Source organism: Pseudarthrobacter sp. KH_020_B (assembly GCF_057840185.1).
In genome coordinates, this window is sequence record NZ_CM174506.1 from 982,998 (window position 1) to 1,009,378 (window position 26,381).

23 protein-coding genes and 1 pseudogene are annotated in these 26,381 nt (G+C 65.6%); 18 read left to right on the top strand and 6 right to left on the bottom strand.

Going from position 1 to position 26,381, the window contains the following annotated elements:
* The first annotated feature begins 1 nt into the window (after position 1).
* The 6 genes from iolD to AC3IT0_RS04730 all read left to right on the top strand — a co-directional run bounded on the left by iolD (position 2) and on the right by AC3IT0_RS04730 (position 8,108).
* On the top strand, positions 2 to 1,951 hold the full coding sequence (iolD, locus tag AC3IT0_RS04705) for a 3D-(3,5/4)-trihydroxycyclohexane-1,2-dione acylhydrolase (decyclizing) (protein WP_489322622.1): 1,950 nt from the start codon (positions 2 to 4) through the stop codon (positions 1,949 to 1,951).
* A gap of 45 nt (positions 1,952 to 1,996) precedes the next feature.
* Positions 1,997 to 3,508, top strand: coding sequence for a CoA-acylating methylmalonate-semialdehyde dehydrogenase (locus tag AC3IT0_RS04710; protein ID WP_489322623.1), 1,512 nt, complete (start codon positions 1,997 to 1,999; stop codon positions 3,506 to 3,508).
* 146 nt (positions 3,509 to 3,654) lie between these two features.
* A complete protein-coding gene (locus AC3IT0_RS04715) occupies positions 3,655 to 4,566 on the top strand; it encodes a sugar phosphate isomerase/epimerase family protein (RefSeq protein ID WP_489322624.1) in 912 nt (303 codons plus the stop codon).
* A gap of 66 nt (positions 4,567 to 4,632) precedes the next feature.
* Complete coding sequence (locus tag AC3IT0_RS04720; RefSeq protein WP_489322625.1) at positions 4,633 to 5,646, top strand: Gfo/Idh/MocA family protein; 1,014 nt, start codon at positions 4,633 to 4,635, stop codon at positions 5,644 to 5,646.
* A 114-nt stretch (positions 5,647 to 5,760) separates the two neighbouring features.
* Positions 5,761 to 6,633 carry a sugar phosphate isomerase/epimerase family protein gene (locus AC3IT0_RS04725; RefSeq protein ID WP_489322626.1) on the top strand — a complete coding sequence of 291 codons (873 nt, stop codon included), beginning with the start codon at positions 5,761 to 5,763 and terminating at the stop codon, positions 6,631 to 6,633.
* A 32-nt stretch (positions 6,634 to 6,665) separates the two neighbouring features.
* The gene (locus AC3IT0_RS04730; protein WP_489322627.1) at positions 6,666 to 8,108 is read left to right on the top strand and encodes a sugar porter family MFS transporter; all 1,443 of its coding nucleotides are present in this window, start codon (positions 6,666 to 6,668) and stop codon (positions 8,106 to 8,108) included.
* Positions 8,109 to 8,290: 182 nt separating this feature from the next.
* Here AC3IT0_RS04730 and AC3IT0_RS04735 read toward each other — a convergent pair whose 3' ends face one another.
* From AC3IT0_RS04735 to AC3IT0_RS04745, 3 genes are all read right to left on the bottom strand, one after another.
* Complete coding sequence (locus tag AC3IT0_RS04735) at positions 8,291 to 9,313, bottom strand: Gfo/Idh/MocA family protein (protein WP_489322628.1); 1,023 nt, start codon at positions 9,311 to 9,313, stop codon at positions 8,291 to 8,293.
* A gap of 106 nt (positions 9,314 to 9,419) precedes the next feature.
* A complete protein-coding gene (locus tag AC3IT0_RS04740) occupies positions 9,420 to 10,439 on the bottom strand; it encodes a sugar phosphate isomerase/epimerase family protein (protein WP_489322629.1) in 1,020 nt (339 codons plus the stop codon).
* The gene (locus AC3IT0_RS04745) at positions 10,436 to 11,623 is read right to left on the bottom strand and encodes a Gfo/Idh/MocA family protein (protein WP_489322630.1); all 1,188 of its coding nucleotides are present in this window, start codon (positions 11,621 to 11,623) and stop codon (positions 10,436 to 10,438) included. The genes AC3IT0_RS04740 and AC3IT0_RS04745 overlap by 4 nt, the downstream gene beginning before the upstream one ends.
* A gap of 154 nt (positions 11,624 to 11,777) precedes the next feature.
* Here AC3IT0_RS04745 and AC3IT0_RS04750 point away from each other — a divergent pair, with 154 nt between their 5' ends.
* The 10 genes and pseudogenes from AC3IT0_RS04750 (at position 11,778) to AC3IT0_RS04795 (ending at position 21,431) form a co-directional block, all read left to right on the top strand.
* On the top strand, positions 11,778 to 12,788 hold the full coding sequence (locus tag AC3IT0_RS04750) for a LacI family DNA-binding transcriptional regulator (protein WP_489322631.1): 1,011 nt from the start codon (positions 11,778 to 11,780) through the stop codon (positions 12,786 to 12,788).
* A gap of 148 nt (positions 12,789 to 12,936) precedes the next feature.
* A complete protein-coding gene (locus tag AC3IT0_RS04755; protein WP_489322632.1) occupies positions 12,937 to 13,932 on the top strand; it encodes a substrate-binding domain-containing protein in 996 nt (331 codons plus the stop codon).
* A gap of 53 nt (positions 13,933 to 13,985) precedes the next feature.
* The gene (locus AC3IT0_RS04760; RefSeq protein WP_489322633.1) at positions 13,986 to 15,035 is read left to right on the top strand and encodes an ABC transporter permease; all 1,050 of its coding nucleotides are present in this window, start codon (positions 13,986 to 13,988) and stop codon (positions 15,033 to 15,035) included.
* A 13-nt stretch (positions 15,036 to 15,048) separates the two neighbouring features.
* Positions 15,049 to 15,975: an ATP-binding cassette domain-containing protein gene (locus tag AC3IT0_RS04765; RefSeq protein WP_489322634.1), complete on the top strand. Its 927-nt coding sequence runs from the start codon at positions 15,049 to 15,051 to the stop codon at positions 15,973 to 15,975.
* 146 nt (positions 15,976 to 16,121) lie between these two features.
* The gene (locus AC3IT0_RS04770; RefSeq protein ID WP_489322635.1) at positions 16,122 to 17,120 is read left to right on the top strand and encodes a Gfo/Idh/MocA family oxidoreductase; all 999 of its coding nucleotides are present in this window, start codon (positions 16,122 to 16,124) and stop codon (positions 17,118 to 17,120) included.
* Positions 17,117 to 17,290, top strand: coding sequence for a hypothetical protein (locus AC3IT0_RS04775; RefSeq protein WP_489322636.1), 174 nt, complete (start codon positions 17,117 to 17,119; stop codon positions 17,288 to 17,290). The genes AC3IT0_RS04770 and AC3IT0_RS04775 overlap by 4 nt, the downstream gene beginning before the upstream one ends.
* Before the next feature lie 44 nt (positions 17,291 to 17,334).
* Positions 17,335 to 18,549, top strand: a pseudogene (locus AC3IT0_RS04780) (ISAzo13 family transposase); the annotation flags it as partial.
* Between the two features lie 67 nt (positions 18,550 to 18,616).
* The gene (locus AC3IT0_RS04785) at positions 18,617 to 19,483 is read left to right on the top strand and encodes a Gfo/Idh/MocA family protein (protein ID WP_489322637.1); all 867 of its coding nucleotides are present in this window, start codon (positions 18,617 to 18,619) and stop codon (positions 19,481 to 19,483) included.
* A gap of 35 nt (positions 19,484 to 19,518) precedes the next feature.
* A complete protein-coding gene (locus tag AC3IT0_RS04790) occupies positions 19,519 to 20,634 on the top strand; it encodes a Gfo/Idh/MocA family oxidoreductase (RefSeq protein ID WP_489322638.1) in 1,116 nt (371 codons plus the stop codon).
* A complete protein-coding gene (locus tag AC3IT0_RS04795; RefSeq protein ID WP_489322639.1) occupies positions 20,634 to 21,431 on the top strand; it encodes a TIM barrel protein in 798 nt (265 codons plus the stop codon). Before AC3IT0_RS04790 ends, AC3IT0_RS04795 begins: the two co-directional genes overlap by 1 nt.
* 27 nt (positions 21,432 to 21,458) lie before the next feature.
* Here the strand turns inward: AC3IT0_RS04795 and AC3IT0_RS04800 are convergent, their stop codons facing one another.
* Positions 21,459 to 22,481 carry a LacI family DNA-binding transcriptional regulator gene (locus AC3IT0_RS04800; RefSeq protein ID WP_489322640.1) on the bottom strand — a complete coding sequence of 341 codons (1,023 nt, stop codon included), beginning with the start codon at positions 22,479 to 22,481 and terminating at the stop codon, positions 21,459 to 21,461.
* A gap of 134 nt (positions 22,482 to 22,615) precedes the next feature.
* Here AC3IT0_RS04800 and AC3IT0_RS04805 point away from each other — a divergent pair, with 134 nt between their 5' ends.
* Complete coding sequence (locus tag AC3IT0_RS04805) at positions 22,616 to 23,656, top strand: Gfo/Idh/MocA family oxidoreductase (RefSeq protein ID WP_489322641.1); 1,041 nt, start codon at positions 22,616 to 22,618, stop codon at positions 23,654 to 23,656.
* A gap of 74 nt (positions 23,657 to 23,730) precedes the next feature.
* Here AC3IT0_RS04805 and iolB read toward each other — a convergent pair whose 3' ends face one another.
* Positions 23,731 to 24,624 carry a 5-deoxy-glucuronate isomerase gene (gene iolB / locus AC3IT0_RS04810; protein ID WP_489322642.1) on the bottom strand — a complete coding sequence of 298 codons (894 nt, stop codon included), beginning with the start codon at positions 24,622 to 24,624 and terminating at the stop codon, positions 23,731 to 23,733.
* 14 nt (positions 24,625 to 24,638) lie between these two features.
* Positions 24,639 to 25,379 carry a GntR family transcriptional regulator gene (locus AC3IT0_RS04815; RefSeq protein ID WP_489322643.1) on the bottom strand — a complete coding sequence of 247 codons (741 nt, stop codon included), beginning with the start codon at positions 25,377 to 25,379 and terminating at the stop codon, positions 24,639 to 24,641.
* Positions 25,380 to 25,644: 265 nt separating this feature from the next.
* Here AC3IT0_RS04815 and AC3IT0_RS04820 point away from each other — a divergent pair, with 265 nt between their 5' ends.
* The gene (locus tag AC3IT0_RS04820; protein WP_489323719.1) at positions 25,645 to 26,352 is read left to right on the top strand and encodes a FadR/GntR family transcriptional regulator; all 708 of its coding nucleotides are present in this window, start codon (positions 25,645 to 25,647) and stop codon (positions 26,350 to 26,352) included.
* Positions 26,353 to 26,381: the final 29 nt, after the last annotated feature.

A 26,381-nucleotide genomic window follows, 5' to 3' on the forward strand; every position in this document is an offset into this window, starting at 1 on the left:
CATGGGAACAGCAACACGCAGAATGACGGTGGCCCAGGCCGTCGTCGAGTACCTTTCCAAGCAGTACACGGTGGACTTGATCGGGGGCGTGGAGTACCGGGAACGGCTGATTCCGGGCATGTTCGGCATCTTCGGCCACGGCAACGTTGCCGGCGTCGGGCAGGCCCTGAAGCAGTACCAGCAGCTCGATCCGACGATCATGCCCTACTACCAGGGCCGCAACGAGCAGGCCCAGGCGCACCAGGCCGTGGGCTACGCCCGGCACACCCGCCGCCGCCAGACGTTTGCCATCAGCACCTCGATCGGTCCGGGATCCTCGAACCTCCTCACCGGTGCGGCACTGGCCACCACCAACCGCCTTCCGGTGCTGCTGCTGCCCAGCGACACCTTTGCCACCCGCGCCGCGGACCCGGTCCTGCAGCAGCTCGAGCAGCCCTACGCCTACGACATCACGGTCAACGACGCCTTCCGGCCGCTGTCCAAGTTCTTTGACCGGGTGACCCGCCCGGAGCAGCTGTTCTCGGCGTTCCACCACGGCCTCCGGGTCCTGACGGATCCGGCCGAAACCGGGGCCGTCACCATCTCGCTGCCGCAGGATGTCCAGGCCGAGGCCTTCGACGTGCCCGAGGAGTTCCTCGCCGAACGTGAATGGCGGATCCGCCGGCCCGACGCCGACGAAGCCGACATCCGCCGCGCCGCCGAGGCCATCCGGGCCGCGAAGCGCCCGCTGATCATCGCCGGCGGCGGTGTCCTGTACGCCTACGCCAACGAGGAACTCGCTGCTTTTGCCGAGTTGACGGGCATCCCGGTGGGCAACACCCAGGCCGGCGTCGGCGTCCTGCCCTGGGACCACAAGTTCTCGCTCGGCGCGGTCGGCTCCACCGGCACGACGGCGGCGAACGCCATCGCTGCCGAGGCGGACCTGATCATCGGCATCGGTACCCGCTACGAGGACTTCACCACCGCCTCGCGGACCGCGTTCCAGAACCCCGACGTAAAGTTCATCAACATCAACGTCGCCGCCATCGACGCATACAAGCACGGCACTTCGCTGCCGATCGTGGCGGACGCCCGCAAGGCACTGGTCAAGCTGAACCAGGCCCTGGGCGGCTACCGTATCGGAGCGGACCTCGAAGCGAAGATCGCGGCGGAGAAGAGGCGCTGGAACGCCACGGTGGACGAAGCCTTCGACACCCGCTTCACCCCGCTGCCGGCCCAGAACGAGATCATCGGCGCCACGTCCCGGGCCATGGACGCGGCCGACGTCGTCATCTGCGCGGCGGGCTCCCTGCCCGGTGACCTGCACAAGATGTGGCGCGTCCGGGACCCGTTCGGCTACCACGTGGAATACGCGTACTCCTGCATGGGCTACGAGATTCCTGGCGGGCTGGGCGTCAAGCGCGCCGCGCTGGCAGAAGCCGCGCGCGGTGGCGAGCAGCGCGACGTCGTCGTGATGGTGGGGGACGGCTCCTACCTGATGATGCACACCGAACTGGTCACCGCCGTCGCCGAACGCATCAAGCTGATCGTGGTCCTGATCCAGAACCACGGCTACGCCTCCATCGGATCCCTCTCCGAGTCCCTCGGTTCGCAGCGTTTCGGCACCCAGTACCGGGCGCTGAACGAGGAGCAGCACAGCTTCGACGAAGGCGAAACCCTCCCGGTGGACCTGGCCCTGAACGCCGAAAGCCTCGGCGTGAAGGTGATCCGGATCGAACCGGGGGAGAAGGTCATCGCCGAACTCGAGCAGGCCATCAGGGACGCCAAGGCCGCGCCTGAACGCGGCGGGCCCATCCTGATCCACGTTGAATCCGACCCCCTGCTGGACGCCCCGAGCTCCGAATCATGGTGGGACGTTCCCGTCTCCCAGGTTTCAGACCTCGACTCCACGCAGCAGGCCTTCAAGACCTATACCGACCACAAGAACCGCCAGCGCAAACTGCTCGGCTGATTTCCCAGACACACAGCCCCCCACAGACTAAGGAAGTCCAACACCATGTCAACGACGACCGTCACCACCACCATCAACCACTTCATCAACGGGGCCGAAACCGCCGGCGTTGGCACCCGCACGCAGCCCGTTTACAACCCGGCTACCGGCGCTGTGTCCGCGGAGCTGCGCCTGGCCAACCGTGCGGACCTGGACGCCACCGTCGCAGCCGCCCGCGCCGCCGCCGATTCCTGGGGCGACATCTCCCTGGCCAAGCGCACCGCAGTGCTGTTCAAGTTCCGCGAGCTCGTTGCCGCCCACGTGGACGATCTCGCCGAACTGATCACGGCCGAGCACGGCAAGGTCCTCTCGGACGCCAAGGGTGAGATCGGCCGTGGCCTGGAGGTCATCGAGTTCGCCTGCGGCATTCCGCAGCTGCTCAAGGGCGAGTACTCCGACCAGGTCTCCACCGGCATCGATGTCTTCTCCTTCCGCGAGCCGCTCGGCGTGGTTGCCGGGATCACCCCGTTCAACTTCCCGGTGATGGTGCCGCTGTGGATGGCCCCGATGGCGATCGCCGCCGGCAATACGTTTATCCTCAAGCCCTCCGAGCGCGACCCGTCCGCCTCGATGCTGCTGGCCAAGCTCTGGAAGCAGGCGGGCCTGCCCGACGGCGTGTTCCAGGTCCTGCACGGCGACAAGGAAACCGTGGAAGGGCTCCTGACCCACCCGGACGTGGACGGCATCTCGTTCGTAGGCTCCACCCCGATCGCCCAGTACGTCCATGAGACCGCCACCAAGCACGGCAAGCGCGTCCAGGCCCTGGGCGGGGCGAAGAACCACGCGATCATCATGCCCGACGCCGACCTGGACAACGCTGCCGACCACCTCGCCGCCGCCGCCTTCGGCTCCGCCGGCGAACGCTGCATGGCGATCTCCGTGGCGGTCGCCGTAGGCGATGCCGCAGAGCTGCTGGTCAAGAAGGTCGAAGAGCGCGCCCTGGCCATCAAGGTCAACAACGGCACAGCGCCCGACGCCGACATGGGCCCGGTCATCACGCCCGCCGCCAAGGAACGCATCGTCAAGATCGTCACCGAGGCCGAAGCCGCCGGCGCGGCCATGGTGGTGGACGGCCGAGAACTGGTGGTCCCGGGACACGAGGAAGGTTTCTGGGTTGGCCCCACGGTCATCGACCACGTCAAGACCGAAATGACTGCCTACACCGAGGAAATCTTCGGACCGGTCCTGGTGGTGGTCCGCGTCGAGGACCTGGACGCCGGCATCGCCCTGATCAACGCCAACCCCTACGGCAACGGCACCGCCATCTTCACCTCCTCCGGCGCGAACGCCCGCAAGTTCCAGCGCTCCGTGACCGTGGGCATGATCGGCGTCAACGTCCCGCTGCCGGTCCCGGTGGCCTACCACTCCTTCGGCGGCTGGAAGGCCTCGCTCTTCGGCGACAAGCACATCTACGGCCCCGAAGGGGTCTCCTTCTACACCCGCGGCAAGGTAGTTACCTCCCGCTGGCCCGAGCCCACCCACGCCTCGGGTGCCTCGTACAACTTCCCCTCCAACTGACCCCACCGCCTCCCTAGCCTCGCAAGCTCGGCCAGGGAACCCTGGCGGCGTGGGCCCACCCACCTACCACGATCGATTGCTCCGTAACCGCCGTTTTGAGCGTCCAAAAGGGCCTTTGCGGAGCAATCGATGCAAAGGATTGAGCAATGACAGAGAACAAGCTGATCATCGGAACCGCGCCGGACTCGTGGGGCGTGTGGTTCGCGGATGACCCGAAGCAGACCCCGTGGGAACGCTTCCTCGACGAAGTGGCCGAATCCGGCTACAAATGGATCGAACTCGGTCCGTACGGGTACCTGCCGAACGATCCCACACGGCTGGCCGAGGAACTCAAGGCCCGCGACCTGAAGGTCACCGCGGGAACGGTCTTCACGGCTTTCCACCGCGGCGCCAAACAGTACGACGAGGCCTGGGAGCCGGCCCGCAAGGTGGCCGAACTGACGGCAGCCATGGGTGGCGAGCACATCGTGGTCATTCCGGCCATGTGGCGCGACGACGTCACGGGAGAGGCAGTCGAAAACGGGGAACTGACCGAGGAACAGTGGGCTGATCTGTTCGCCGGCCACAACCGCATGGGCAAGGTCCTGCTGGAGGACTTCGGCCTGAAGCAGCAGTTCCACTCACACGCCGATTCGCACGTTGGTGCGCAGCAGGACATCGAGACCCTGCTGGCCGCGACGGACCCCGAATACCTGAACCTGTGCCTGGACACCGGCCACGCCGAGTACTGCGGAGCGTCCAGCCTGGAGCTGATCAAGAACTTCCCGGACCGCATCGGCTACCTGCACCTGAAGCAGATCAACCCGGACATCCTGAAAAAGGTCAACGAAGAAAACATGACCTGGGCAGCAGCCAACCTGGCCGGCGTGATGACCGAGCCGCCGAACGGCCTCCCGGACCTGCGCGCCGTCATCGAAGCCGTGGAGGAGCTCAACCGCCCCATCTTCGGCATCGTGGAACAGGACATGTACCCGGTCGCCTTCGACGTGCCGATGCCCATCGCCAAACGAACCCGCAACTACCTGCTCTCCTGCGGCTCCCGCACGCGGGTCCAGTAGCCCGCGACAGCTAGCCCCCGATACACAGCCCCTGATACATAGCACCCGATACTAAAGGACAGAACAATGACTGACATTCTCCGCGTTGCCGTCATCGGCGCAGGCCGCATGGGTGCGGACCACATCAAGCGCCTCAGCACGCGCATCCACGGCGCCGAAGTGGCCGCCGTCGTCGACGTTGACCTTTCCCGGGCGCAGGCCGCCATCGAAGGGATCGACGGCGCCGTGGCCCTGGCCAGCGCCGACGAGGCGCTCAACAACGGCGACGTCAACGCCGTGCTGATCGCCACACCGGGCTTCCTCCACGAGGAAATCCTCTACAAGGCACTGGAGAAGGGTTTCCCGACCCTCTGCGAAAAGCCCCTCACCCCTGACGCCGAAAGTGCGTGGAAAGTTGTCCAGGCCGAAACGGCGCTCGGACACAAGCGCATCCAGGTGGGCTTCATGCGCCGCTTTGACGCCGAATACGCCGCCCTGGGCTCCGTCATCCGCGACCGCGAACTCGGCGAGCTGCTGATGCTCCACCACCAGCACCGCAACCCCACCACACCCGCCGGCTTCACCAACGAAATGCTCATCAACGACTCCGTAGTCCACGAGTTCGACGCCATCCGCTTCTTCACCGGCGAGGAAATCACCTCCGTCCAGGTCCGCCTGGGCAAAGCCACCCGCAACGCCCCGAACGGCCAGCACGATCCGCAGCACGTCCTGCTCGAAACCGAATCCGGCGTCCTGGCCGACGTCGAGATCTACGTCAACGCCAAGTTCGGCTACCAGGTGGCAACGCAGGCCTCCTTCGAGGACGGCATCGTGAGCATCGGCGGCGACGCCGGACCCTACGTCCAGTCGGCCGGCCGTTGGGGCGGGTCGGTTACCCCCGGCTTCGAGGAGCGCTTCGGCGCGGCGTACGACGTCGAGGTCCAGGCCTGGGCGGACGCTGCCCGCCGCGGCGAAATCGGCGGCCCCACCGCCTGGGACGGCTACGCAACCGCAGCCTGCTGCGAGGCCGGCGTCGAGGCCCAAAAGTCGGGCGAAAAGGTCAAGGTCCAGCTCAACGCCAAGCCGGACCTCTACAGCTAAGCCCCGCCCGCACCAGAAGTTTTTGTCCAGATAATGCGACTTTGAGGCCCTTTTCGGCGCATTATCTGGACAAAAACTCGGTTTGATCACTGACTCATTCACAAAGGAGTGACCATGAAAATCGCCCTGGACCCCACCCCGTTCCACCACAGCCACAGCCTGCTGGAATTTCCGCGCGTGGCCGCCGATCTCGGTTACAAGTACCTGCAGCTGACCCCGCATGCGGACATGATCCCGTTCTACAACCACCCCAAAGCCGACGACGAGCTCGTGGCCCAGATGAACAAGGCGTGCAAGGACGCCGGCGTCGAAATCGCGTCCGTTCTGCCGGTCCTTCGCTGGTCGGGTCCGGACGAGGATGCCCGCGAGGCAGCGGTCCGCTACTGGAAGCGCGCCATCCAGATTGCCGTGGACCTCGGTGTCAGCACCATGAACACCGAATTCAGCGGCCGCCCCGAGAAAGCCGAAGAGTCCGAGCGCGCCTTCTACCGCTCCATGGAAGAGCTGCTGCCGATCATCGAGCGTGAAGGCCTTGATGTCCTGATCGATCCCCACCCGGACGACTTCGTCGAAGACGGCCTGGCCGCCATCCGCGTCATCCGCGGGCTCAACTCGCCCAACATCGGCATGGTCTACGTGGCCTCACACTCGTTCCACATGGGCAACAAGCCCCTGGAGATCATGCGGGCCGCGGGGGACAGGCTGCGCCTGGTCCACGTCTCGGACACCATGGACCACCATGCTTCCCACGGACTGCGCTATATCACCAACCCGCCCGGAAACGCCGTGCGTGTGCACCAGCACCTGAAGATCGGCGACGGCGACGTCAACTGGGACGAGTTCTTCGCCGGGCTCAAGGAAATCGGCTTCCTGGACAAGGACAACACCGTGATGGTGTCCAGTGTCTTCGCCGAGGACGACAACGCCGAGGACGTGTCCCGCTACCAGCTGGAGACGATGCGCAACTACGTCGCACAGGCCAAGTAGTGGCGGCGAATACGGACCTAAGCAAAGGAACCATGACGAATCCCGGCACAGTCCAATCGGATGCCCCCGTCAGCACCAAGCAGAAGAACCCGGCCACGCCGGCCAACCCGAAGAAATTTATGCGGAAGGTGGCGCTCTTCTCCACGTTCGGCGGACTGCTGTTCGGCTACGACACAGGCGTCATCAATGGAGCCCTGCCGTTTATGCAGCGGGACCTTGGCCTCACACCGTTGACCGAAGGGCTGGTCACGTCCACGCTCCTGTTCGGTGCGGCCTTCGGCGCCATCAGCGCAGGCCGGCTCTCGGACGGCTTCGGCAGGCGTAAGACCATCATGGGCCTGGCCCTGATCTTCGTCGTGGCCACCATCGCCTGCACTATCTCGCCGAGCACGGAACTGCTCATCGCGGCCCGGACCTTCCTGGGCCTGGCCGTGGGCGGCGCCTCCGTGATAGTCCCCGTGTACCTCGCGGAAATGTCACCGGCGGCCCAACGCGGCCGCATCGTCACGCAAAACGAGCTGATGATCGTCACCGGCCAGTTCCTGGCCTTCACCTTCAACGCGGTGCTGGGCAACCTCTTTCCCGAAGAAACGCACGTCTGGCGCTGGATGCTGGTGATCGCCACGCTCCCTGCCGTCGTCCTGTGGTTCGGGATGCTGGTCCTGCCGGAGAGCCCGCGCTGGCTGGCGTCGGCCGGCCGCTTCGGGGCCGTCCTCGAGGTGCTGCGCTCCACCCGCGCCGCCGACGACGTCTCAGCGGAGTTCGACGAGGTCCGGCAGGCGGCCCGCGAGGATTACCAGGCCCGGCTGGGCACCTTCAAGGACCTCACCGTTCCGTGGATCCGCAGGATCTTCGTGGTGGGCCTGGGCATGGCCATCATCAACCAGATCAGCGGCGTCAACGCCATCATGTACTACGGGACGTCCATCCTGTCCTCGTCCGGGTTCGGCGACCAAGGCGCCCTGATTGCCAACGTCCTCAACGGCGTCACGTCCGTGGCGGCCGTGATCGTCGGCATGTATCTGATGACGCGGGTGCCCCGCAAGCCCATGCTGATCGTGGGACTGTGCGGCACGGCGTCGTCCCTGACGGCCATCGCGGTCATCTCCATGGCGCTGCCGGAGAGCACGCTGCGCGGCTACCTGGTGCTGCTGTTCATGGTGACGTTCCTGGCTTCCATGCAGGGCTGCATCGGCACCGTCACGTGGCTGACCATGTCCGAGATCTTCCCCATGCACGTCCGCGGCATCGCGATGGGCATCTGCGTCTTTGTGCTGTGGATGGTCAACTTCCTGATCGGGTTCTTCTTCCCGCAGATGGTCTCGTGGATCGGTGTTTCGGCGACGTTCTTCATCTTCGTGGCACTGCAGCTGGGTGCCATTGTCTGGGTCAAGCGCGTCGTTCCGGAGACCAAGGACAAGTCCCTGGAGGAGCTGGAGCACCTGTTCAAGGAGCGCTCAGGCGTTTCCGTCTAAGGTGATGCAAAAACCACGATGACGCAAAAACGCCCGACGCCGGCCGGCGTCGGGCGTTTCTCCTTGTCCCCACTGGGTGCGGGGCCGTGGACGCTCTCTCACTTCCTGCAGGAAAATCCCGATCCCTCTCTCACCCGGTGAGAGAGGGATCCGGGAAAACGTGCAGGAAATGAGAGAGGGTGCTAGAGTGCGATCACCGCGTTCTCCAGCGCACTGCGGCGGGCCGCATCCAGCACCTCCAGCGTCCGGATTCCGTCCGTCGCCGGAACGGGTTCAGGGCCGTCGCCGCGGACCGCGCGGGCGAACTCGGTGTAGAAGCCGGCGTAGTTCCCCTGCGCCGAGGCAATGGCCCCGCGGCCGTCCTTCGTGGACAGCGTGCCCCAGTTTTCGGGCGCGTCAATGCCCCACGTGGCCGGTTCCTGAATCGGGCGGCGGCCCAACATCAGAGCCTCCGCCTGGACATCGGCGCCGGAAGCGATGTAGCTGCCGCTGCTGCCGTAGGCCCGCAGCTCCCGGGTGGTGGAGTGGTTGAGTTTGCTGGCGGACACCGTGGAAACGGTTCCGGACGCATGCGTCATAGTGACCACGAAGCCGCAGTCCGTCCGCACGCCGAAACGGTCCGTCCAGTCCAGGGTCGCGTGAACGTGGCTCGCCGGTCCCAGCAGCCACAGCATCTGGTCAACCAGGTGGCTGCCCAGGTCGCGAAGGAGTCCACCGCTGGCACCAAGTTCGAGGCTGTCAGCGCTGTCCTGGTCCATGGTCGAGTGCACCCGCCACGTCTCACCCAGCTTGCCCGACGACAGGACTTTGGCGAGCGTGAGGATATCCGCGTCGCGGCGGCGGTTGTGGTAGACGTTGAGGACAACGCCGGCCCGCGCGGCGGCCTCGACCAGTTCACGCGCAGCCTGCGCATTCGGGGCGAAGGGCTTGTCGGCCACCACGTGCACGCCTGCTTCGATGGCTTCCATCACCAGGTCATGGCGGGTGTGCGGCGGCGTGGTGATGGTCACCGCGTCCACGCCGGCGTCGAGCATTTCGGCCAGGCTCCCATGGACCAGCAGGCCCGGGAAGTCTGCCTCGACCTGCGCCCTCTTCGCTTCCGAGCGGGCCACGATGCCAACCAGGTCGATGCCATCCGCCGCTTCGATGAACGGGGCATGGAAGTACCTGCCGCCTGCTCCGTATCCGACAATGCCAATACGCATGTTCGTTTCCTTCCCTGTCCGGTGCCCGGCGTCGAAGTCGTCGAAACCGTGCAGGGTCGCCGGAAAATTCCGGCGACCCTGCAGCGTTCCGGCGAGTTCGTGGTTGCTAAGCCGTGAGGTTCAGCGATGCCCTGAGCGCGGCGTCCGCATCCCGCAGCACCTTGGCCGCCACCTGCAGGCCTTCGATCCGGCCCAGTGAAACGTCCTCGTGCTCGATGTTGACCAGCATCTCCGGGTCCACCTCGTGCAGGGCCCGGAGGAACTCGGTCCAGTAGGCGGTGTCGTGTCCGCGGCCCAGGGCTACGAAGTCCCAGGCGGAGTTCTTGGGCCATTCGTTGGCCCACTCGTCGCCGCCGAGGTTGGTGCGGTTTTCCTCCGGCGCGAGCCGGCGGAAGCTGTTGTCCAGCACGCCGTACAGCGCGGCGTTTTCGGTGTTCACGCGGACATCCTTCGCCGCTGCCTGGAAGACGAGCGGCCCGAGTTCGCGTACCACGGCGACCGGATCCATCTGCTGCCAGAACAGGTGGGAGGCATCCAGTTCGACGCCGACATGTGTTGCGTTGGTCAGCTCGATCAGCTTGTGGACATCGGCAGTGTTGAAGACGAGGTTCTGCGGGTGCAGTTCGAGAGCCACCTTGACGTCGTGGTCAGCCGCCAGGCGGTCGGTTTCCTTCCAGAACTCTGCAGCCACGCCCCACTGGTAGTCCAAGACGTCCAGTGCCGCCGAATTCCAGGCGTTGACCACCCAGTTGACGGTGGTGGCGCCGGGCTCGCCGCCGGGCAGGCCGGACATGGTGACTACGCGGTTCTGGCCGAGTCGGCTGGCCAGGCGGATGGAGCGGCGGATGTCCTCGGCGTGCTTCTCGCCGATCTCACGCTTGGGGTGCAGCGGGTTGCCGTTGCAGTTGAGGCCGGCGATGGAGACGCCGGTCCCTTCGAAAATCGCCAGGTAGTCGTCCCGGGCAGCGTCGCTTTCCAGAATCTGGTCCATGGTGGGAACGTGAACGGCGGGGAGGAAGCCGCCGGTGTTGATCTCGATGCCGGTGAGGCCGAGCTCGGCAATGACCTTCAGTGCTTCGGGAAGCGGACGGTCATGCAGGATCGCGTTGTAGACACCGAGCCTCATAGCGTGATCTTCTTTCCGTTGTTGAGCGCGGATTCGGTGACGGCGCCGAGCAGCTCCATGTTGCGCACGCCTTCGTCGAACGTGGCGCAGCGGGGGAGGGACTCTTCTTCGCTGAGGCCGGCCACCTCTTCGAGGAACGCGCGGGCCTGGTAGCCGAACGCGTCATTCTGGCCGAAGCCGACTTCGGGGGCGTCCATGGCGAGGCCACCGGCGATGTAGGGGTGCCCCGGGCCGAGGATGACCTGGCGGTAGCCGTTCTCGTTGCCGGAGCCGTCGTTGAGGAACAGCTGGATTTCGGCGGGGCGGCGCTGGTCAAACTTGGCGGCACCGTTCTCGCAGAACACCTCGAAGTTCAGGCTGTTGGCGTGTCCGGCCGCAACCCGGGAGACCTCAAAGCTGCCGGCACCCGTGCCGAACTCTGCGTTGAAGGCGGCGTAGTCGTCGTTCTCGACGGCTTCGAAGGTGTCGCTGACGGCTACGTGGTCGTGGCCCATAACGGCCGCGAGCGGCAGGGGCCGCTTGTCGATCACGGTGCTGAGGCTGCCGCCGGTGATCGACTTGATGTCGCCACAGAGGAACTCGGAAATGTATGTCAGGTGGCTTCCGACGTCGGCGAGGGCACCTGAGCCGGGGCCGCCCTTGTAGCGCCAGCTCATGGGAGCGGCGGGGCTGAAGCCGTAGTCGGTCCAGTAGCGGCCGCTGAAGTGCAGGACGTTGCCAAGGACGCCGTTGCGGATGAGGTCCCGGATGTAGGCGATGCCGGGGGTGCGACGGAACGTGAAGCCGATGCGGGCGATCGTGCCGCCGGCCTCGGCCGCGCGGGCTGCCTCGGCCATGGCGCGGGCGTCTGCCAGGGAGTCGCTCAGCGGCTTTTCGCAGAGCACGTGCTTGCCGGCAGCGAGCAGGCCCTCCACCACTTCGCGGTGGAGCGAGTTGGCGATGACCACGCTGACGACGTCGATGTCATCGGCTTCGGCGATTGCCTGCCATGACGTGTCGTTGCGTTCGTAGCCGAAACGGCGGGCGGCCAACGAACCGAATTCGGCGTTGACATCGCCGATCGAGACCAGGCGCACCGGGGGAAGCACCGGGCTGTAGAGGGCAGACGCGGTGCGGTACGCGGCAGCGTGGGCCTTGCCGGCCATGCCTGCACCGATGACGGCGACGCCTAGGCTTTCAGCCATTGATTTCTCCTTTGAAATTCAGCCGCGGCGGGAAGGTCCAACGGCATTTTGTAGCGCTACAATTTAGTGCGTTGGAACTGAGCGTATCCATGTATGTATGTCCTGTCAATCACCCGACGGATATCCTCAAGGGCAGACACGAAAGGCGCCTCCCATGACGTTGAACAGCCCCAAGACACGACGCCCCACGATCTATGACGTAGCGAAGCAGGCGGGCGTCTCGCCGTCGTTGGTTTCACTCGTCCTGCAGAATCCCGCGAGGGTGAGCGACAAGCGCCGCGAAGCCGTCCAGGCGGCGATCTCGGACCTCGGATACCGCCCCAGCCGGGCCGCCACCACGCTCGCCAGCACCCGCACAAAAAGCATCGGCCTGGTCATCGACGACTACCGGAACCTCTGGTTCGTCGATCTCCTCAGGGGTATGGAATCGGTCCTCTCGGACCTTGGCTACCAGGTGATGCTGGCCGACTCCCGTCCCGGCGAGAACCGCATCAAGGAAGCCACGGACGGGTTGCTGGCCATGCATGTCGACGCACTGGTGATCGCGGCGGAGCCCAGCGAATCCATGCTCGCCAAAACCTGGGTTCCCACGGTGGTGGCCGGATGGCGCAAGGGCGTCCCTGCCGGCGCCGACCTGATAACCAACGACGACGACAGCGGGGGCGCCATGGCCGCCAGCCACTTGCTGGGACTGGGCCATACCCGCATCGGCCACCTGTCAGGGTCCGACGGCGCATCAGCACACCGGCGCGCCGGTTTCCGGCTGCGGATGGAGGAGGCCGGCGTCGACGTTCTGATCGCAGAGTCCGGTGGAACATCCGAAGAGGATGGCTACACCTCGGCATGCTGGCTTCTGGACCACCATCCGGAGACCACAGCCATCTTCGCAGCCAATGACACCATGGCATTGGGCGCGTTCGCTGCAATCAAATCGCGGGGACTCTCGGTGCCCGGGGACATTTCCGTGATCGGCTACGACAATTCGCCGCTTGCCAAGTCCCGCTACCTCGACCTGACCTCTGTGGACAACCGAAGCGACGTGGTGGGCGTCGACGCCGCCCGAACATTGCTGGCGCGCCTTCAGGACCCAGCGATTGGACCTCGGCAGAAGCTGATCGAGCCCGTCATGGTTGTTCGCAGCACCACGGCGCGGCCGGATTCCTAGGCGCTGCGGGTGAGACCTTTACGTTAAAACATCCTAATGTCAGGACAAACTATTGACAAAGTGTGAGCTGATTCACCATGATCTGAGTAGAGGGCCTTGAGCTCCTGCAGAGTGGCAGGGCCGGAACCCTTATCAAAGGAGATAAATCGTGAAGAAGTTTTCCTGGCGGAAGACAGCCCTGGTAGCGGCAGTCGTTCCCATGATGGCACTCAGCGCCTGCTCCAGCACGGGCGGCAGGCCGGCGGACACCGGCAACGCCGGCGGCGGAGGACAGGTCGCCACGACGGACCGGATCAAAATCGCTTTGATCGCCCATGCCCCCGCCGGCGACACATTCTGGGACACCGTCCGCAAGGGCGCCGAGGAGGCTGCGGCGAAGGACAACGTTGAGCTGCTGTACACCTCCGATCCGGAGGCCGGCCGGCAAGCCCAGCTGATCGAGCAGGCCGTCGACCAGAAGGTGGATGGCATCGCCGTCACCCTGGCAACGCCGGAGGCCTTGAAGGGTGCGCTGAAGAAGGCCGCCGATGCGGGCATTCCGATTGTCAGCTTCAATGCCGGCGAATCGGCCTCCGCGCAGCTCGGAGCGTTCACCCACTTCGGGTCCAACGAGCAGCTCGCGGGCCAGGCCGTGGGCACAAAGCTCGCAGAGGGTGGATTCAAGCACCCGGTCTGCGTAATCCAGGCGCAGGGGCACGTGGGCCTGGAAGCCCGGTGTGCGGGTGTGAAGTCCAAGGTACCCGGGACTGAAATCCTGTACGTCAACGGTGCCGACATGACCTCCGTTGAATCAACGGCAACCGCCAAGCTGCAGGCTTCCAAAGACGCCGACGTGATCATCGGCCTGGGTGCCCCGATCACGCTGACCCTCCTGAAATCCGTTTCCACCGCCGGCAGCGCCGCCAAGGTTGCCAGCTTCGACCTGAACAAGGAACTGGCCCAAAAGGTCTCCGACGGCAGCGTGCTGTTCACCGTTGACCAGCAGCCGTGGCTGCAGGGCTACAGCGCCGTGGATGCGCTGTGGCAGAACAAGCGCGGCGGATTCAAGCTCGGCGGCGGGCAGTCTGTCCTGACCGGCCCGGCCATCATCGACCAGTCCAACGCGGCCGAAGTCCTGAAGTTCGCCGAACAGGGCATCCGCTAACAGCCCGCTGGCCGGGCCGGCCTAGCGCCGGCCCGGCAGCAAGGAGAATCATCATGACCATGACCCAGCCCAAGCTCAAATTACCGGCGATTGATGAACGCGTCGCCAAGCGCAGCCCGTTGCAGAAGCTCCTCAGCCGGCCCGAAGTCGGTGCCCTCGTGGGCGCCATCGTCCTGTTCGTCTTCTTCGCGTTGGTTTCCCCGACGTTTACCCAGCCCAACGCCTTGGCCACCATTCTGTACGGCAGCTCCACGATCGGGATCATGGCCGTGGGGGTGTCCCTGCTGATGATCGGCGGGGAGTTCGACCTTTCCACCGGCGTGGCCGTGATCTCGTCCGCGCTGACCGCCTCGATGTTCAGCTGGTACTTCACCACGAATGTCTGGGTCGGGGTGCTCCTGGCCCTGCTGGTCTCTTTGGCCATCGGCTACATCAACGGCTGGATCCTGATGAAGACCAAGCTGCCCAGCTTCATCGTCACCCTGGCCACCTTCCTGATGCTGACCGGCCTGAACCTGGGCCTTACCCGCTTGATCGGCGGCTCCGTGTCATCGCCGTCCATCTCCGTCATGGACGGCTTCGACTCCGCCCGCGCAGTGTTCGCCTCCTCCGTCACTATCGCCGGCATCGACGTCAAAATCACGGTGTTCATCTGGATCGCGCTCGTCGCCGTGGCCACCTGGGTGCTCATGCGGACCCGGGTGGGCAACTGGATCTTCGCCGTCGGCGGGGATGAGAACGCGGCGCGCGCCGTGGGCGTCCCGGTCAAGGCCACCAAGATCGGGCTGTTCATGGGAGTGGGTTTCTGCGGCTGGATCCTGGGGATGCACAACCTGTTTGCTTTCGACACCGTGCAGTCCGGTGAAGGTGTTGGTAACGAGTTCCTGTACATCATCGCCGCGGTCATCGGCGGCTGCCTCCTGACCGGCGGCTACGGTTCCGCGGTGGGTGGCGCGATCGGCGCGTTCATCTTCGGCATGGCCAACAAGGGCATCGTCTACGCGCAGTGGAACCCGGACTGGTTCAAGTTCTTCCTGGGCCTGATGCTGCTGCTGGCCACCATCGTTAACCTCATCGTCAAACGCCGCGCGGAACTCAAGTAAAGGGGCCGGAGAAATGAATGCCAACGAAATCGACCAGCAAACGCTGCTCCAGAACGAAACAGATCCCCTCACGCACACTCCGGTCCACTTGCTCTCCCTCGAGGGGGTGGGCAAGCATTACGGCAATATCATTGCGTTGAGCGATGTCACGATGGCTGTGGACAACGGCCGCGTCACCTGTGTCCTGGGTGATAACGGCGCCGGTAAGTCCACGCTGATCAAGATCATTGCCGGCCTGCACCAGCACGACGCCGGGGTCCTGAACATCATGGGTGAGGAGCGGAAGTTCACCTCGCCCCGTGACGCGCTCGACGCCGGGATCGCCACGGTCTACCAAGACTTGGCCGTTGTGCCGCTGATGCCGATCTGGCGGAACTTCTTCCTCGGCTCGGAGCTGACTACCGGTTTTGGCCCGTTCAAGAGCCTGGACGTCGAGAAGATGAAAGCCATCACGCTCAAGGAACTGGCTGAGATGGGTATCGACCTCCGCGATGTGGAGCAGCCCATCGGCCAGCTCTCCGGCGGTGAGCGCCAGTGTGTGGCGATCGCCCGGGCGGTGTACTTCGGTGCGAAGGTGCTGATTCTGGATGAGCCGACGGCGGCGCTGGGGGTGAAGCAGTCCGGTGTGGTGTTGCGGTACATCCTGCAGGCCCGCGACCGTGGCCTGGGGGTTATCTTCATTACCCATAACCCGCACCACGCCTTCCCTGTCGGGGACCGGTTCCTGCTGCTTAAGCGCGGCAAGTCGATCGGCTACTACGACAAGAAGGACATCACCCTGGACGAGCTGACCGCCCAGATGGCCGGCGGCGCCGAACTCGCCGAACTCGCCCACGAACTCGAACAGCTCGGTGGCCACAGCGACATCGTCAAGGAAGTCAAGAACGAAGTGGCCGAGGTGGCAGAGACTGCCGCGGCGGGCGGCCCGAAACACGCCTAGCAGCGCCAGCCGAAGGGGCCCGACGGCGCACTGCCGGCGGGCCCCTGGCATGCGCCCCTGCCTTGCGCCCTTGCCTTGCGCCCTTGCCTGGCCAGGGGCAGCCAATAAACGACGTACAGAATCACGATGGACAGGACAGGACCAACATGACGATCCGGGTAGGCGTCATCGGCGCCGGAATCATGGGCGCAGACCACATCAGGAACCTCTCCACCACCATCGGCGGCGCCGAAGTCACCTTTGTGGCAGACCTCGACGCCGGCCGTGCCGCGGCCGCGGCGCCTCTGTCCGCCCGCATCACCACGGATCCCTCCGAGCTGATCAACTCCAGCGAGGTGGACGCCGTCGTGGTTGCCTCCCACGACTCCACCCACGCCGGGCTGGTGCTGGAATGCTTCGAGGCGATGACCCCGGTGCTGTGCGAAAAGCCGCTGGCACCCACCCTCCTGGAAAGCCTCGAGGTGGTAGCGGCGGACGCCGATATTGTGGCCGCCACGGGAGCATCCCTGCTCTCATTGGGCTTTATGCGGCGCTTTGACCCCGGCTACGTGGCTCTGCGCCAGTCCGTGCAGGACCGCGTCCAAGGCGAGCCCCTGATGGTCCATTGCACCAGCCGCAACACCGCCGCCGGCCCGGGCACCACTGCGGAATCGGCCATCACGAATTCGGCCATCCATGAACTGGACATCGTTCCCTGGCTGCTGGACTCGCCGATCACGGAAGTGTCCTGGCAGGCCGGACGGAGCTCATGCCATGCCGAGGGCGGGCTGCAGGACCCGGCTTTTATGATGCTCCGCACCGCCGACGGCACGCTGACCACCCTGGAGCTGTTCCTGAACGCCCGGTACGGTTACACGACGCGCTGCGAGGTTGTCTCGGAGCTCGGCACCACCGGCCTGAACGAATCCGCGCTGCTGGGCATCCAGCAGGAAGGCATCAACCGGACGGGAATCCCGGCGGACTGGCGCCCGCGCTTTGCCGACGCGTACCGGCTGCAGCTGCAGGCCTGGATCTCAGCGCTGGACCAGGGGGAACAGCCACCGTTGGCCGGGGCGCAGGACGGCCTCAACGCCTCGCTCGTGGCCCAGGCCCTGGTCCAGTCCCTGCACAGCGACGGCGCCTACACGAAAGTGAGCTACTCATGAATACTGCCGAGCTTCCAGCCTCCCGGGTTCCAAGTTCACGCGACGCCCCCGTGCTGCGATGGGGGATTATGGGACCCGGCTGGATCGCCGAAAAGTTCACCGAATCCGTTCAGGCACACACGGGCCAGGTGATCGCCGCCGTCGCGTCCCGTTCGCTTAGGACACGCTGATAAATAAGTGCGTCTACTAGCGGTTTTTGGTGGGATGATGGTGTATGCCTATTTCCACTGAAGCCGTCGAGGCCTTGCGCGCAAAGTTCGATGCGATCCTGCCGCACCTCGACGAACGCTCAACTCGTCTTTTGTTGGCAGCGGAGGCGCGTTCCCTGGGCCACGGCGGGATTGCCGCGGTCGCCCGGGCGTCCGGGGCTGCGCGTTCCCGGGTCCAGCAGGGCGTCGCCGAGCTGGAGGCCGGCGAGGCGCCGCTGGGCCGTGTCCGCAAGCCCGGTGCGGGGCGAAAGACCCTGGTGGAGAAGGACCCGGGCCTGGTCCCGGCCCTGCTGGAATTGGTGGAGCCCACCCGCCGCGGGGACCCCGAATCGGCACTGTCCTGGACCACGCTCTCCACCGCGAAGCTTGCCGCCGAACTGACCGGCAGGGGGCACCCGGCGGGCGCGGAAACCGTGGCGAAACTGCTCAAGGACAACGGCTTCAGCCTGCAGGCAAACGCCAAGACTCTCGAAGGCGGCCAACACCCGGACCGCGACGGCCAATTCGGCTACCTCAACGACCAGGCCGCCGGGCACCTGGACGCGGGCCAGCCGGTCATCAGCGTCGACACCAAAAAGAAGGAACTCGTCGGCCAGTACAAGAACAACGGCGCCGAATGGCGTCCGGCCGGAGAGCCGGAACAGGTCAAGGTCCACGACTTCATCGACAAGGAACTCGGCAAGGCCAACCCCTACGGCGTCTACGACGTGGGAACGAACACCGGATGGGTCTCGGTGGGCACCGACCACGACACCGCAGCCTTCGCCGTGAACACCATCCGCTCCTGGTGGAACACCGCCGGCCAACCCGCCCACCCGCAGGCGAACCGCCTGCTGATCACCGCCGACGGCGGCGGATCCAACGGCTACCGCACCCGGCTCTGGAAGACCGAACTCGCCGCCCTGGCCGCCGAGACCGGCCTGGAAATCACCGTCTGCCACCTGCCCCCGGGCACCAGCAAATGGAACAAAATAGAGCACAAGCTCTTCTCCCACATCTCGATGAACTGGCGCGGCCGGCCTCTGTCCAGCCACGAAGTCATCGTCAACTCCATCGCCGCGACCACCACCAAAACAGGCCTCACCGTCCGGGCCGAACTCGACACAGGACAGTACCCCACCGGCGTGAAAATACCAGACCACGAAATGACCTCACTAGAGACCAGCGGAACCCTGAACAGACACGAATGGCACCCCGAATGGAACTACACCCTCAAACCAGGCGACACACCAACTAAATAATCAGTGCGTCCTTAGCCGGTCCAAAGCCTTCGCGGACGCTTTTGACGTGCCTGCGGCCTACGACAGCTATGAGGAGCTGGCCGGCGCCCCGGACATCGACATCATCTACGTCTGCACACCACACAACTTCCATCACCAGTGCGCCCTGCTCGCCCTCGAGGCCGGCAAACACGTTCTGATCGAAAAACCGATCGGCCTCAACGCGGAGCAGGCGCGGGACATTGCCCAGCGGGCCGAGGCCGCCGGAGTGTTCGCCGCCGAGGCCATGTGGAGCTTTTTCCTGCCGAAGTTCGACGTGATCCGGCAGATCCTCGACGCCGGGACCCTGGGCACCGTCACTACGGTGTTCGCAGAATATGGCGAACACTTCGAACGCGGCCACCGGATCTTCGACCCGGCACTCACCGGCGGCCCGCTGCTGGACCTGGGCACCTACCCCCTGGCCCTGGTCACCGAGGTCCTGGGCCTGCCCGAACAGCTGCACGCCATCGGCCAGCCCCATGAATCCGGGGTCAACGCCCAACTCTCTGCCATCATGCAGTTCGGCAGCGGCGCCCAGGCGGTGGTGAACACCCACGTGCACAACTTCACGCCCACGTCCGCCACGATTGTCGGTTCCGAGGCCACGCTGACCATCGACGGCCCCTTCAACATGCCCGGTGGCTTTGAGGTCCGGTTCCCGGACGGGACCAGGCTGCGCCACAACGAGCCGGCCGGCGGCCACTTCGAAGGATTGCACTACGAGGCCTCGGCTGTGGCCCGCGCGGTGGCCGCCGGAGAGAGTCAGGTGAGCCAACGGCCCCTGGCAGCGTCCATCCGCACCTTGGCCGTGGCCGACGAGATCCGCCGCCAGCTGGGAGTCGTGTTCCCAGGCGAAGAGACGTTGGCGGACGAGGACGCGGCACGGCTCTGATTCATTTTTGTTTTGACAATCGAAAGGACGGGCCAATGGCCTACATCGAACAGCACTCCGCAGGACTCTCCGCACCCGTGAAGGTCGGGCTCATCGGCTCCGGCTGGATGGGGGCGTTCCATGCCGAAAGCATCGCCCACCGCGTCCCGGGCGCTATCCTGGCGGCCATCGCCGACCCCAATGTGGAGTCCGCGGAGGCGCTGGCACGCACGCTGGGCACTGCAAAGGTCACGGCCGACGCCGCGGACATCCTGGCCGATCCGGAGATCGACGCCGTGGTGATCGCGAGCCCGGCCCGCTTCCACTCCGCCCTGATCACCCAGGCCGCCGCCGCGGGGAAGCACGTCTTCTGCGAGAAGCCCGCGGGCCAAGGCCTGAACGAGCTCGATGCCGCGCTTGCCGCCGTTGAAAAAGCCGGCGTGCATTTCCAGATCGGCTTCAACCGACGCTACGCGGACGACTTCCAGGCCGCCAAGAAGGACCTCGCGGCCGGCATCGCCGGGCAGCCGCAGCTCCTGCGCTCGCTGACCCGCGACCCCGGGACCGGAAGCATCCCGAACGCGGCCAGGGTCCCCGCGTGGACGGTCTTCCTGGAAACCTTGATTCACGACTTCGACACCCTGAACTGGTTCAACGAAGGCGCCGAGCCGGTGGAGGTCTATGCCGTGGCCGACGCCCTCGTGGAACCGGAGCTGCGCGATCAAGGCTTCCTGGACACCGCGGTGGTGACAATCCGCTACAGCAATGGCGCCATCGCCGTGGCGGAAGCAAACTTCAGCGCCCTGTACGGGTACGACATCCGCGGCGAAGTCTTCGGTTCCAAAGGCATGGTCCAGGCGGGCCGCGCCACGGAAACGGCGGCCCGGCGTTACACGGCGAAGGGACTGTCCGCCGAAACCCCGCGGCTCAACGTTGAACTCTTCCGGCAGGCCTACACAGACGAACTGGCCGACTTCGCCGGTGCGGTGCGTGCGCGGCGCGACGGCATGCCGCCGTCGTCGTCCGACTTCACCCTCACCCCGGGCGGCGCAGATGCCCGCCGCGCGCTGGCCATGGCGCTCGCGTGCATCGAATCGGTCAAGCAGGGCGGCCCGGTGGCTGTGGCCGCTGCCCCTGTGGCGCTCCGTGACGACGCCAGGGCCGGCGTCTGATGCGGCTGGCCGTCTGCGCGGAAATGGTCTTCACGGATCTGCCGTTTGTGGAACGGGTGCAGCGGATCCACGACGCCGGATTCGACGTAGAGATGTGGGACTCCAGGGGCAAGAACCTGGCCGCGCTCAAGGCCACCGGCGCGGTGTTCTCCTCCATGACTGGGTACACCTCCGGAAGCCTGGTGGACCCCGACACGGCCGACGACGTGGTGCGGACGGCCGAGTCGCTGATTCCCACCGCCCTGGAGCTCGGCGTCAGCCGCATGGTGGTGCACTCCGCGGAGCTCATCGATGGCCAGGCGGCCCGCCCCCTCTACCGGTCCACCGGCCGCATGTGGAGCACCGGGGCGCGGACCCTGGAACGACTCGGCAACTTGGGGGCGAAGTATGGGGTGACGTTCTGCCTGGAGAACCTCAACACGATCCTGGACCACCCCGGCATCCCGCTCGCCCGCGCCAAGGACACCCTGGCGCTCGTGGAAGCAGCCGGACACCCCAACGTGAAGCTCATGCTGGACCTGTACCACGCACAGCTGGGCGAGGGGAACCTCATCGAGCTTGTGCGGACCGCGCTGCCGCACATCGGCGAAGTCCAGGTTGCCGACGTACCGGGCCGCTGCGAACCCGGAACCGGGGAGATCAACTACCGGGCCGTGGCCAGGGCGCTCGCGGACGCAGGCTACGAGGGGACGGTGGGTATGGAAGCCTGGGCCAGCGGCGACGACCAGGAAGCCCTTGCGGCTTTCCGGGCGGCGTTCACGGTGCAGGACGCCAGCGTCCAGATCGCCTCGGCATAGGCGTGCCGTTCAGGGGTGGCGTGCCGTTCAGGCGTGAGGGGCGGCGGTGCTGCCCCTCACTTCCAGCATCGGCACCAACAGTTCGTCTGGGGGCAGCGTGCTGCCGGGCTCCAGTCGTGCGATCAGGAGTTCGGCCGCCCGTTGCCCGGCGGCGAAACTGGCCGTGTCCACGGAAGTCAGGCTGATCCGGCGCAACCGCGCCAGCGGGGTGTTGTCGTAGCCGGCCACCGAAAGATCGGCAGGAACGGCGAGCCCGCATTCCTCGGCAGCCGAGAGAACCCCCAGTGCCGCCATGTCGTTGACAGCGAACACCGCTGTGGGCCGGTCATCACCTGACAGCAGCTCGAGTGCGGCACCGTGGCCGCCCTCTTCGCTTAGGTCTCCCGGCACGGTCCGGATGAACTCCGCCAGGCCGGCGGCCCTCATCTCCGCTTCATACCCTCGACGGCGGGCAATCCCGACTGCGGTGGCCGGTGCCCCCACATGGGCGATGCGGCGGTGCCCCAGCGCAATCAGATGGGCCACCGCGAGGCGGGCCCCGGCGTCGTCGTCGTTGGTCACGACGGTGACGTTGGCACCAGGGCCGGTGGGCGCTCCCAGCGCGATGGTTGGCACCTGCAAGGCTGCTGCCGTCAGGCCGGGGCTCTCCGGCATGGTCCCCACCAGCACCAGGGCCTCGATATTCATCTCCAGCAGTTTCTTCAGCAGGGATTCGCCGCTGCGGCTGTCCATGCGGAAGTCGCCCATCAGCATCTGCAGGCCGCGCTCGTTGAGAGTGCTGTTGAGCCCTTCCACCGCGCTGACGAACCAGGGGTTCCGCATGTCGTTGAGTACCACGCCCACGGTGCGGCTCCGCGATTCGCCGAGGGCCCGGGCGGCCGCGTTCGGCCGGTAGCCGAGTTCCAGGACAGCATGCTCGACGGCGGTGCGCTTGGCCGCGCTGACGTAGCCCGTACCACGCAGCACGAGGGACACCACCGATTTGGACACACCCGCGGCGGCGGCCACGTCCAGGATGGTGGCCGCGCGTTTGCGTTCAGGGGCAGTCACAGCGTCCTCCAGTTTGTTAATACAAAGTCTTGACTCCGTATGCGGATTCACCTACTCTAGCAAGACAATGATGGAACGTTCCAACATTGTTTGTCTGCCCGGATTCCGAGGCCGCTACTGCATGCGAGGGAACTATGAAAGATGTAATTCTGGGTCTTATCGGAGTGGGGCGCATTGGCGTTATGCACGCCAACAACATCGCCGCACTCAACGGCGTCCTCAACCCGGAGGGCATCAACGTCAAGCTGCTGCTCACCGACGTCGCAGAGGACCACGCAAGGAACATCGCGGCCGGCCTCGACGCCGAGTTCCTGCCCTCCGTGGACGAGCTCATCGCCGCCGGGGTGGACGGGCTGGTCATCGCCACGGGGACCGGAACCCACCCCGACCTGATCAAGGCGGGCGTGGACGCCGGAATCCCGGTCTTCTGCGAAAAGCCCGTGGCCATGAACGTGGCGGACGCACTGCCGGTGCTGGACTACATCCGCGCCAACAGCGGCGTGGTGCAGATCGGCCACCAGCGCCGCTTTGACCACGGCTACCTTGAGGCCCGGCGTGCCTACCAAGCGGGCGAGCTGGGGTGGATCCACTCCCTGCGCGCCGTCACGTGCGACATGGTGCCGCCGCCCGTCGAGTTCCTCGCCGGCTCCGGCGGACTGTTCCGCGACTGCTCCGTCCACGACTTCGACATCCTGCGTTGGCTGACCGGCCGCGAGATCGTCGAGGTCTACGCTAAGGGCTCCAACAACGGAGACCCCGCCATCGGCGCAGTGGGAGACGTGGACACGGCGCTGGCCTTGGTCACGTTCGACGACGGCACCGTGGGTACAGTGTCAGCCACCCGCTACAACGGGGCCGGCCACGATGTCCGCCTGGAAATCCAGGGCTCCAGCCGTTCGCTGATGGTTGGGCTCGATGAGCAAACGGCCATGGCATCGGCCGAAGCCGGGATCGCCTTCCCCGCCGGGCAACCCCACAGGACCTTCGCCGAGCGCTTCGACCAGGCGTACCGATCCGAAATGGCCGCGTTCGTGGAGCTGATCCTGGGCCGCCGGGAAAATCCCTGCACCCCGGAGGACGCCGTGGCCGCGTCCCGCGTGGCTGACGCCGCCCAGGAATCACTGGCCACGGGCGTCCCGGTCAAGGTGGTGCTGGCCGCGGCCAAGGCTGGCTGACCCAACCGTGCCAAGCAAAACGCCCCTCCGGACCAGTTCCGGAGGGGCGTTCTTGGTCAATAGGCTCTTGATCCCTACGCCGTGAACGGCAGCCGGGGATCGATGTCCTGCCCGTCCCAGGTTTTCCGGACCCAGCCGTGGTGCGGGTCGTCGCTGATGAGCCATTCGCGGACCGGGCCGGGGCCGGCCATCACGTTCAGGTAGTAGAGGTCGTAGCCCGGGGCCGCCATGGCGGGGCCGTGCCAACCGTAGGGGACCAGCACAACGTCCCCGGTGCGGACCTCGGCGGCCACGTCGATGGGACGCTCATCCGAGGCGTACACGCGCTGGTAACCGATGGCGTCGGCGTCGGCAGGTGCCCCGGAACCGGCGGCCACCTGCGTCTCGAAGTAATAGATCTCCTCGAGGTTCGTTTCGCCGTCCTTTTCCTCATCGTGCTTGTGCGGCGGGTAGGAGGACCAGTTTCCGGCGGGCGTGAGGACTTCACACACGATGAAACGGTCAGCCTCGAGGGCCGCGGGCGTGCCGAAGTTGTGGACCTGGCGGGAGCAGTTGCCGGCCCCTCGCAGTTCCACGGGTGTCTCCGCCGCCGTGACCAGTCGCGTTGGGTAGGAGGCTTTGGCCGGAGCCGTGGCGACCGCCACCCGACCACCGTCGGACGAACTGATGGTGACGGCGCGGCCCGTGCCCGAGTACAGCACGTCGCTGGGACCGTGGAACACGGACGCCCGCCCCTTCAGGACGTACTCCTGACCGTCCACGGAGACGGTGAAGGAGCCGTTGAGCGGGACCACTATCCGCTCCTCGTCCGCTGCGGGGAGCACGACGGCGGCACCTGCAGTTAAGGTGGCCACCTTCAGGCCCGTATGGGCCCAGCCGTCCACGGCCAGGGTTGAATCGGAGGTTCCGAGCGAGATGTCCCAGCCGCCGTCGGCGGCGCTGCCCAGGGGGTAGACCCAGTTAGTCATAGATATTCCTTGCGCTATCGCTGTACGAGTGTCATTTCAAAGCTGTACGAATCGGCCCGGTACACGTGGTGTCCGGTTTCCACGCGGCGGCCGGCGTCGTCTGTTGCGGTGCGCTCCATGGTGACCAGGGCGGAATTGACCTCGGCCTCCAGCAGGCCCGCCTGGTATTCATTGGCGATCATCGCGCCGATTCTTTGCGAGGCCAGGCGGAAGTTGACGCCTCCGCGGCGGAGAATGGCGTAGAGCCCCTCCGAAGCCAGCATCGCTTCGTCCATGCTCGCGATGTCGTCGCGGACCCAGTTCTCCATCAGGGCAAGGGGCTTGCCGCCCACTTTCCGCAGGCGGGTGAAGTGGTAAACCTTGGACCCTGCCGGGAGTTCGAGGGTGGCGAGCGTCGCTGCGTCGGCCTCCATGTGGGAAAAGGTCAGCACCTGGGTGGTGGGCTTCTTGCCGTTGTTGGAGAGGTCATCGAACAGGCTTGAGAGCTCCAGGGGGCGGCGGACCTGGCTGGAGACCACCTGGGTGCCCACGCCGCGCTTGCGGACCAGCAGGCCCGAGCGGACCAGTTCATCCATGGCTTTGCGCATGGTGGGCCGCGAGAGGTTCAGCTGGGCCGCGAGATCGATTTCGTTCTCCAGCCGGCTGCCGGGTTCCAGGATTCCGCTGTGGATGGCGGCCTCGATGCCCTGGACCACCTGGTGATACAGGGGTACGGGCGAGGAACGGTCGATGATGAGACCAAGTTGATTCGCCACTAGATATTCCTCGTTCCATGCCGGAAGCTGGTGCCCTCCCGGGGCTCGGGAGGGTATCCATGTCCTAGTATGTTCGCTTGATAGGACATACTGCCTTTGTTGATAATATCAGTCGAATTTTGGCGGTCAAGACTAAAGGCGGGGGGCGCACTGAGACGCCGCTTCAACTTGTATTGAGGCTGGCGGGGGTCCCGGTCCGTGCGGCGGCTTCTGTAATGTGGATGGCATCGGGAGCACAAAAGCAGGACTGAAGATGGGAAGCGCGATGGGCCGCAGGACACTTGTTGACGACCTCGTCGACGGCCTGCTCGACGATATCCTGGACGGCAAACTGCGGCCCCACGAAGCCTTGCCGCCCGAGGCTGACATCGCAAAGGCCTACGACGTCAGCCGCCTCACGGTGCGTGAGGGGCTCAAGGCCCTGCGGGCGCAGAACATTCTCTACGTTAAAGCCGGCCGCGGGACCTTCGTCAACCCGACCGACAACTGGACCGGCCTGGATGCGATCTTCAAGGCCGCTTCGCACGGCAATGGGGCGGAGCAGGTCGCAGTGGGGCTGATCGAGATGCGGCGCATGGTGGAGACCGGGGCCGCTGCGCTCGCGGCCAAACGCCACACACCCGAGCATGCCCAACAGATGCGCGAGTGCATTGCGGATATGAAGCGCTTCCATGATTCCGGCGACCTCGATGCCTTCGTGGCGGCGGACATCGCCTTCCATGACGAAGTGCTAAAGGCCTCCGGCAATCCATTTATCCGGGCGCTTTTCGCGCAGCTGGGTCAGCTCCTTTATGTGAAGCGGCGTGAAACGTCGGCCGTCGAAGAAATCCAACTGCACGCCATCGACTACCACCAAAAGGTCATGGATAGCATCCTCAGCGGCGAGGCCGAGCTGGCCCGCCGCACCATGGACGAACATATGGACCAGACATACCGGGACTACGAACGCTACGTGCACAACGCAGCATCCTGACGTTGCAGCCCGCATGCAACAGGTCTTGA

Coding starts and splice junctions, on each gene's coding strand:
- iolB (WP_489322642.1), bottom strand. CDS start 24,624: ATGACTAACTGGGTCTACCCCCTGGGCAGCGCCGCCGACGGCGGCTGG.
- AC3IT0_RS04740 (WP_489322629.1), bottom strand. CDS start 10,439: ATGAGGCTCGGTGTCTACAACGCGATCCTGCATGACCGTCCGCTTCCC.
- AC3IT0_RS04730 (WP_489322627.1), top strand. CDS start 6,666: ATGACGAATCCCGGCACAGTCCAATCGGATGCCCCCGTCAGCACCAAG.
- AC3IT0_RS04770 (WP_489322635.1), top strand. CDS start 16,122: ATGACGATCCGGGTAGGCGTCATCGGCGCCGGAATCATGGGCGCAGAC.
- AC3IT0_RS04710 (WP_489322623.1), top strand. CDS start 1,997: ATGTCAACGACGACCGTCACCACCACCATCAACCACTTCATCAACGGG.
- iolD (WP_489322622.1), top strand. CDS start 2: ATGGGAACAGCAACACGCAGAATGACGGTGGCCCAGGCCGTCGTCGAG.
- AC3IT0_RS04745 (WP_489322630.1), bottom strand. CDS start 11,623: ATGGCTGAAAGCCTAGGCGTCGCCGTCATCGGTGCAGGCATGGCCGGC.
- AC3IT0_RS04765 (WP_489322634.1), top strand. CDS start 15,049: ATGAATGCCAACGAAATCGACCAGCAAACGCTGCTCCAGAACGAAACA.
- AC3IT0_RS04725 (WP_489322626.1), top strand. CDS start 5,761: ATGAAAATCGCCCTGGACCCCACCCCGTTCCACCACAGCCACAGCCTG.
- AC3IT0_RS04760 (WP_489322633.1), top strand. CDS start 13,986: ATGACCATGACCCAGCCCAAGCTCAAATTACCGGCGATTGATGAACGC.
- AC3IT0_RS04735 (WP_489322628.1), bottom strand. CDS start 9,313: ATGCGTATTGGCATTGTCGGATACGGAGCAGGCGGCAGGTACTTCCAT.
- AC3IT0_RS04820 (WP_489323719.1), top strand. CDS start 25,645: ATGGGCCGCAGGACACTTGTTGACGACCTCGTCGACGGCCTGCTCGAC.
- AC3IT0_RS04720 (WP_489322625.1), top strand. CDS start 4,633: ATGACTGACATTCTCCGCGTTGCCGTCATCGGCGCAGGCCGCATGGGT.
- AC3IT0_RS04795 (WP_489322639.1), top strand. CDS start 20,634: ATGCGGCTGGCCGTCTGCGCGGAAATGGTCTTCACGGATCTGCCGTTT.
- AC3IT0_RS04805 (WP_489322641.1), top strand. CDS start 22,616: ATGAAAGATGTAATTCTGGGTCTTATCGGAGTGGGGCGCATTGGCGTT.
- AC3IT0_RS04715 (WP_489322624.1), top strand. CDS start 3,655: ATGACAGAGAACAAGCTGATCATCGGAACCGCGCCGGACTCGTGGGGC.
- AC3IT0_RS04750 (WP_489322631.1), top strand. CDS start 11,778: ATGACGTTGAACAGCCCCAAGACACGACGCCCCACGATCTATGACGTA.
- AC3IT0_RS04775 (WP_489322636.1), top strand. CDS start 17,117: ATGAATACTGCCGAGCTTCCAGCCTCCCGGGTTCCAAGTTCACGCGAC.
- AC3IT0_RS04790 (WP_489322638.1), top strand. CDS start 19,519: ATGGCCTACATCGAACAGCACTCCGCAGGACTCTCCGCACCCGTGAAG.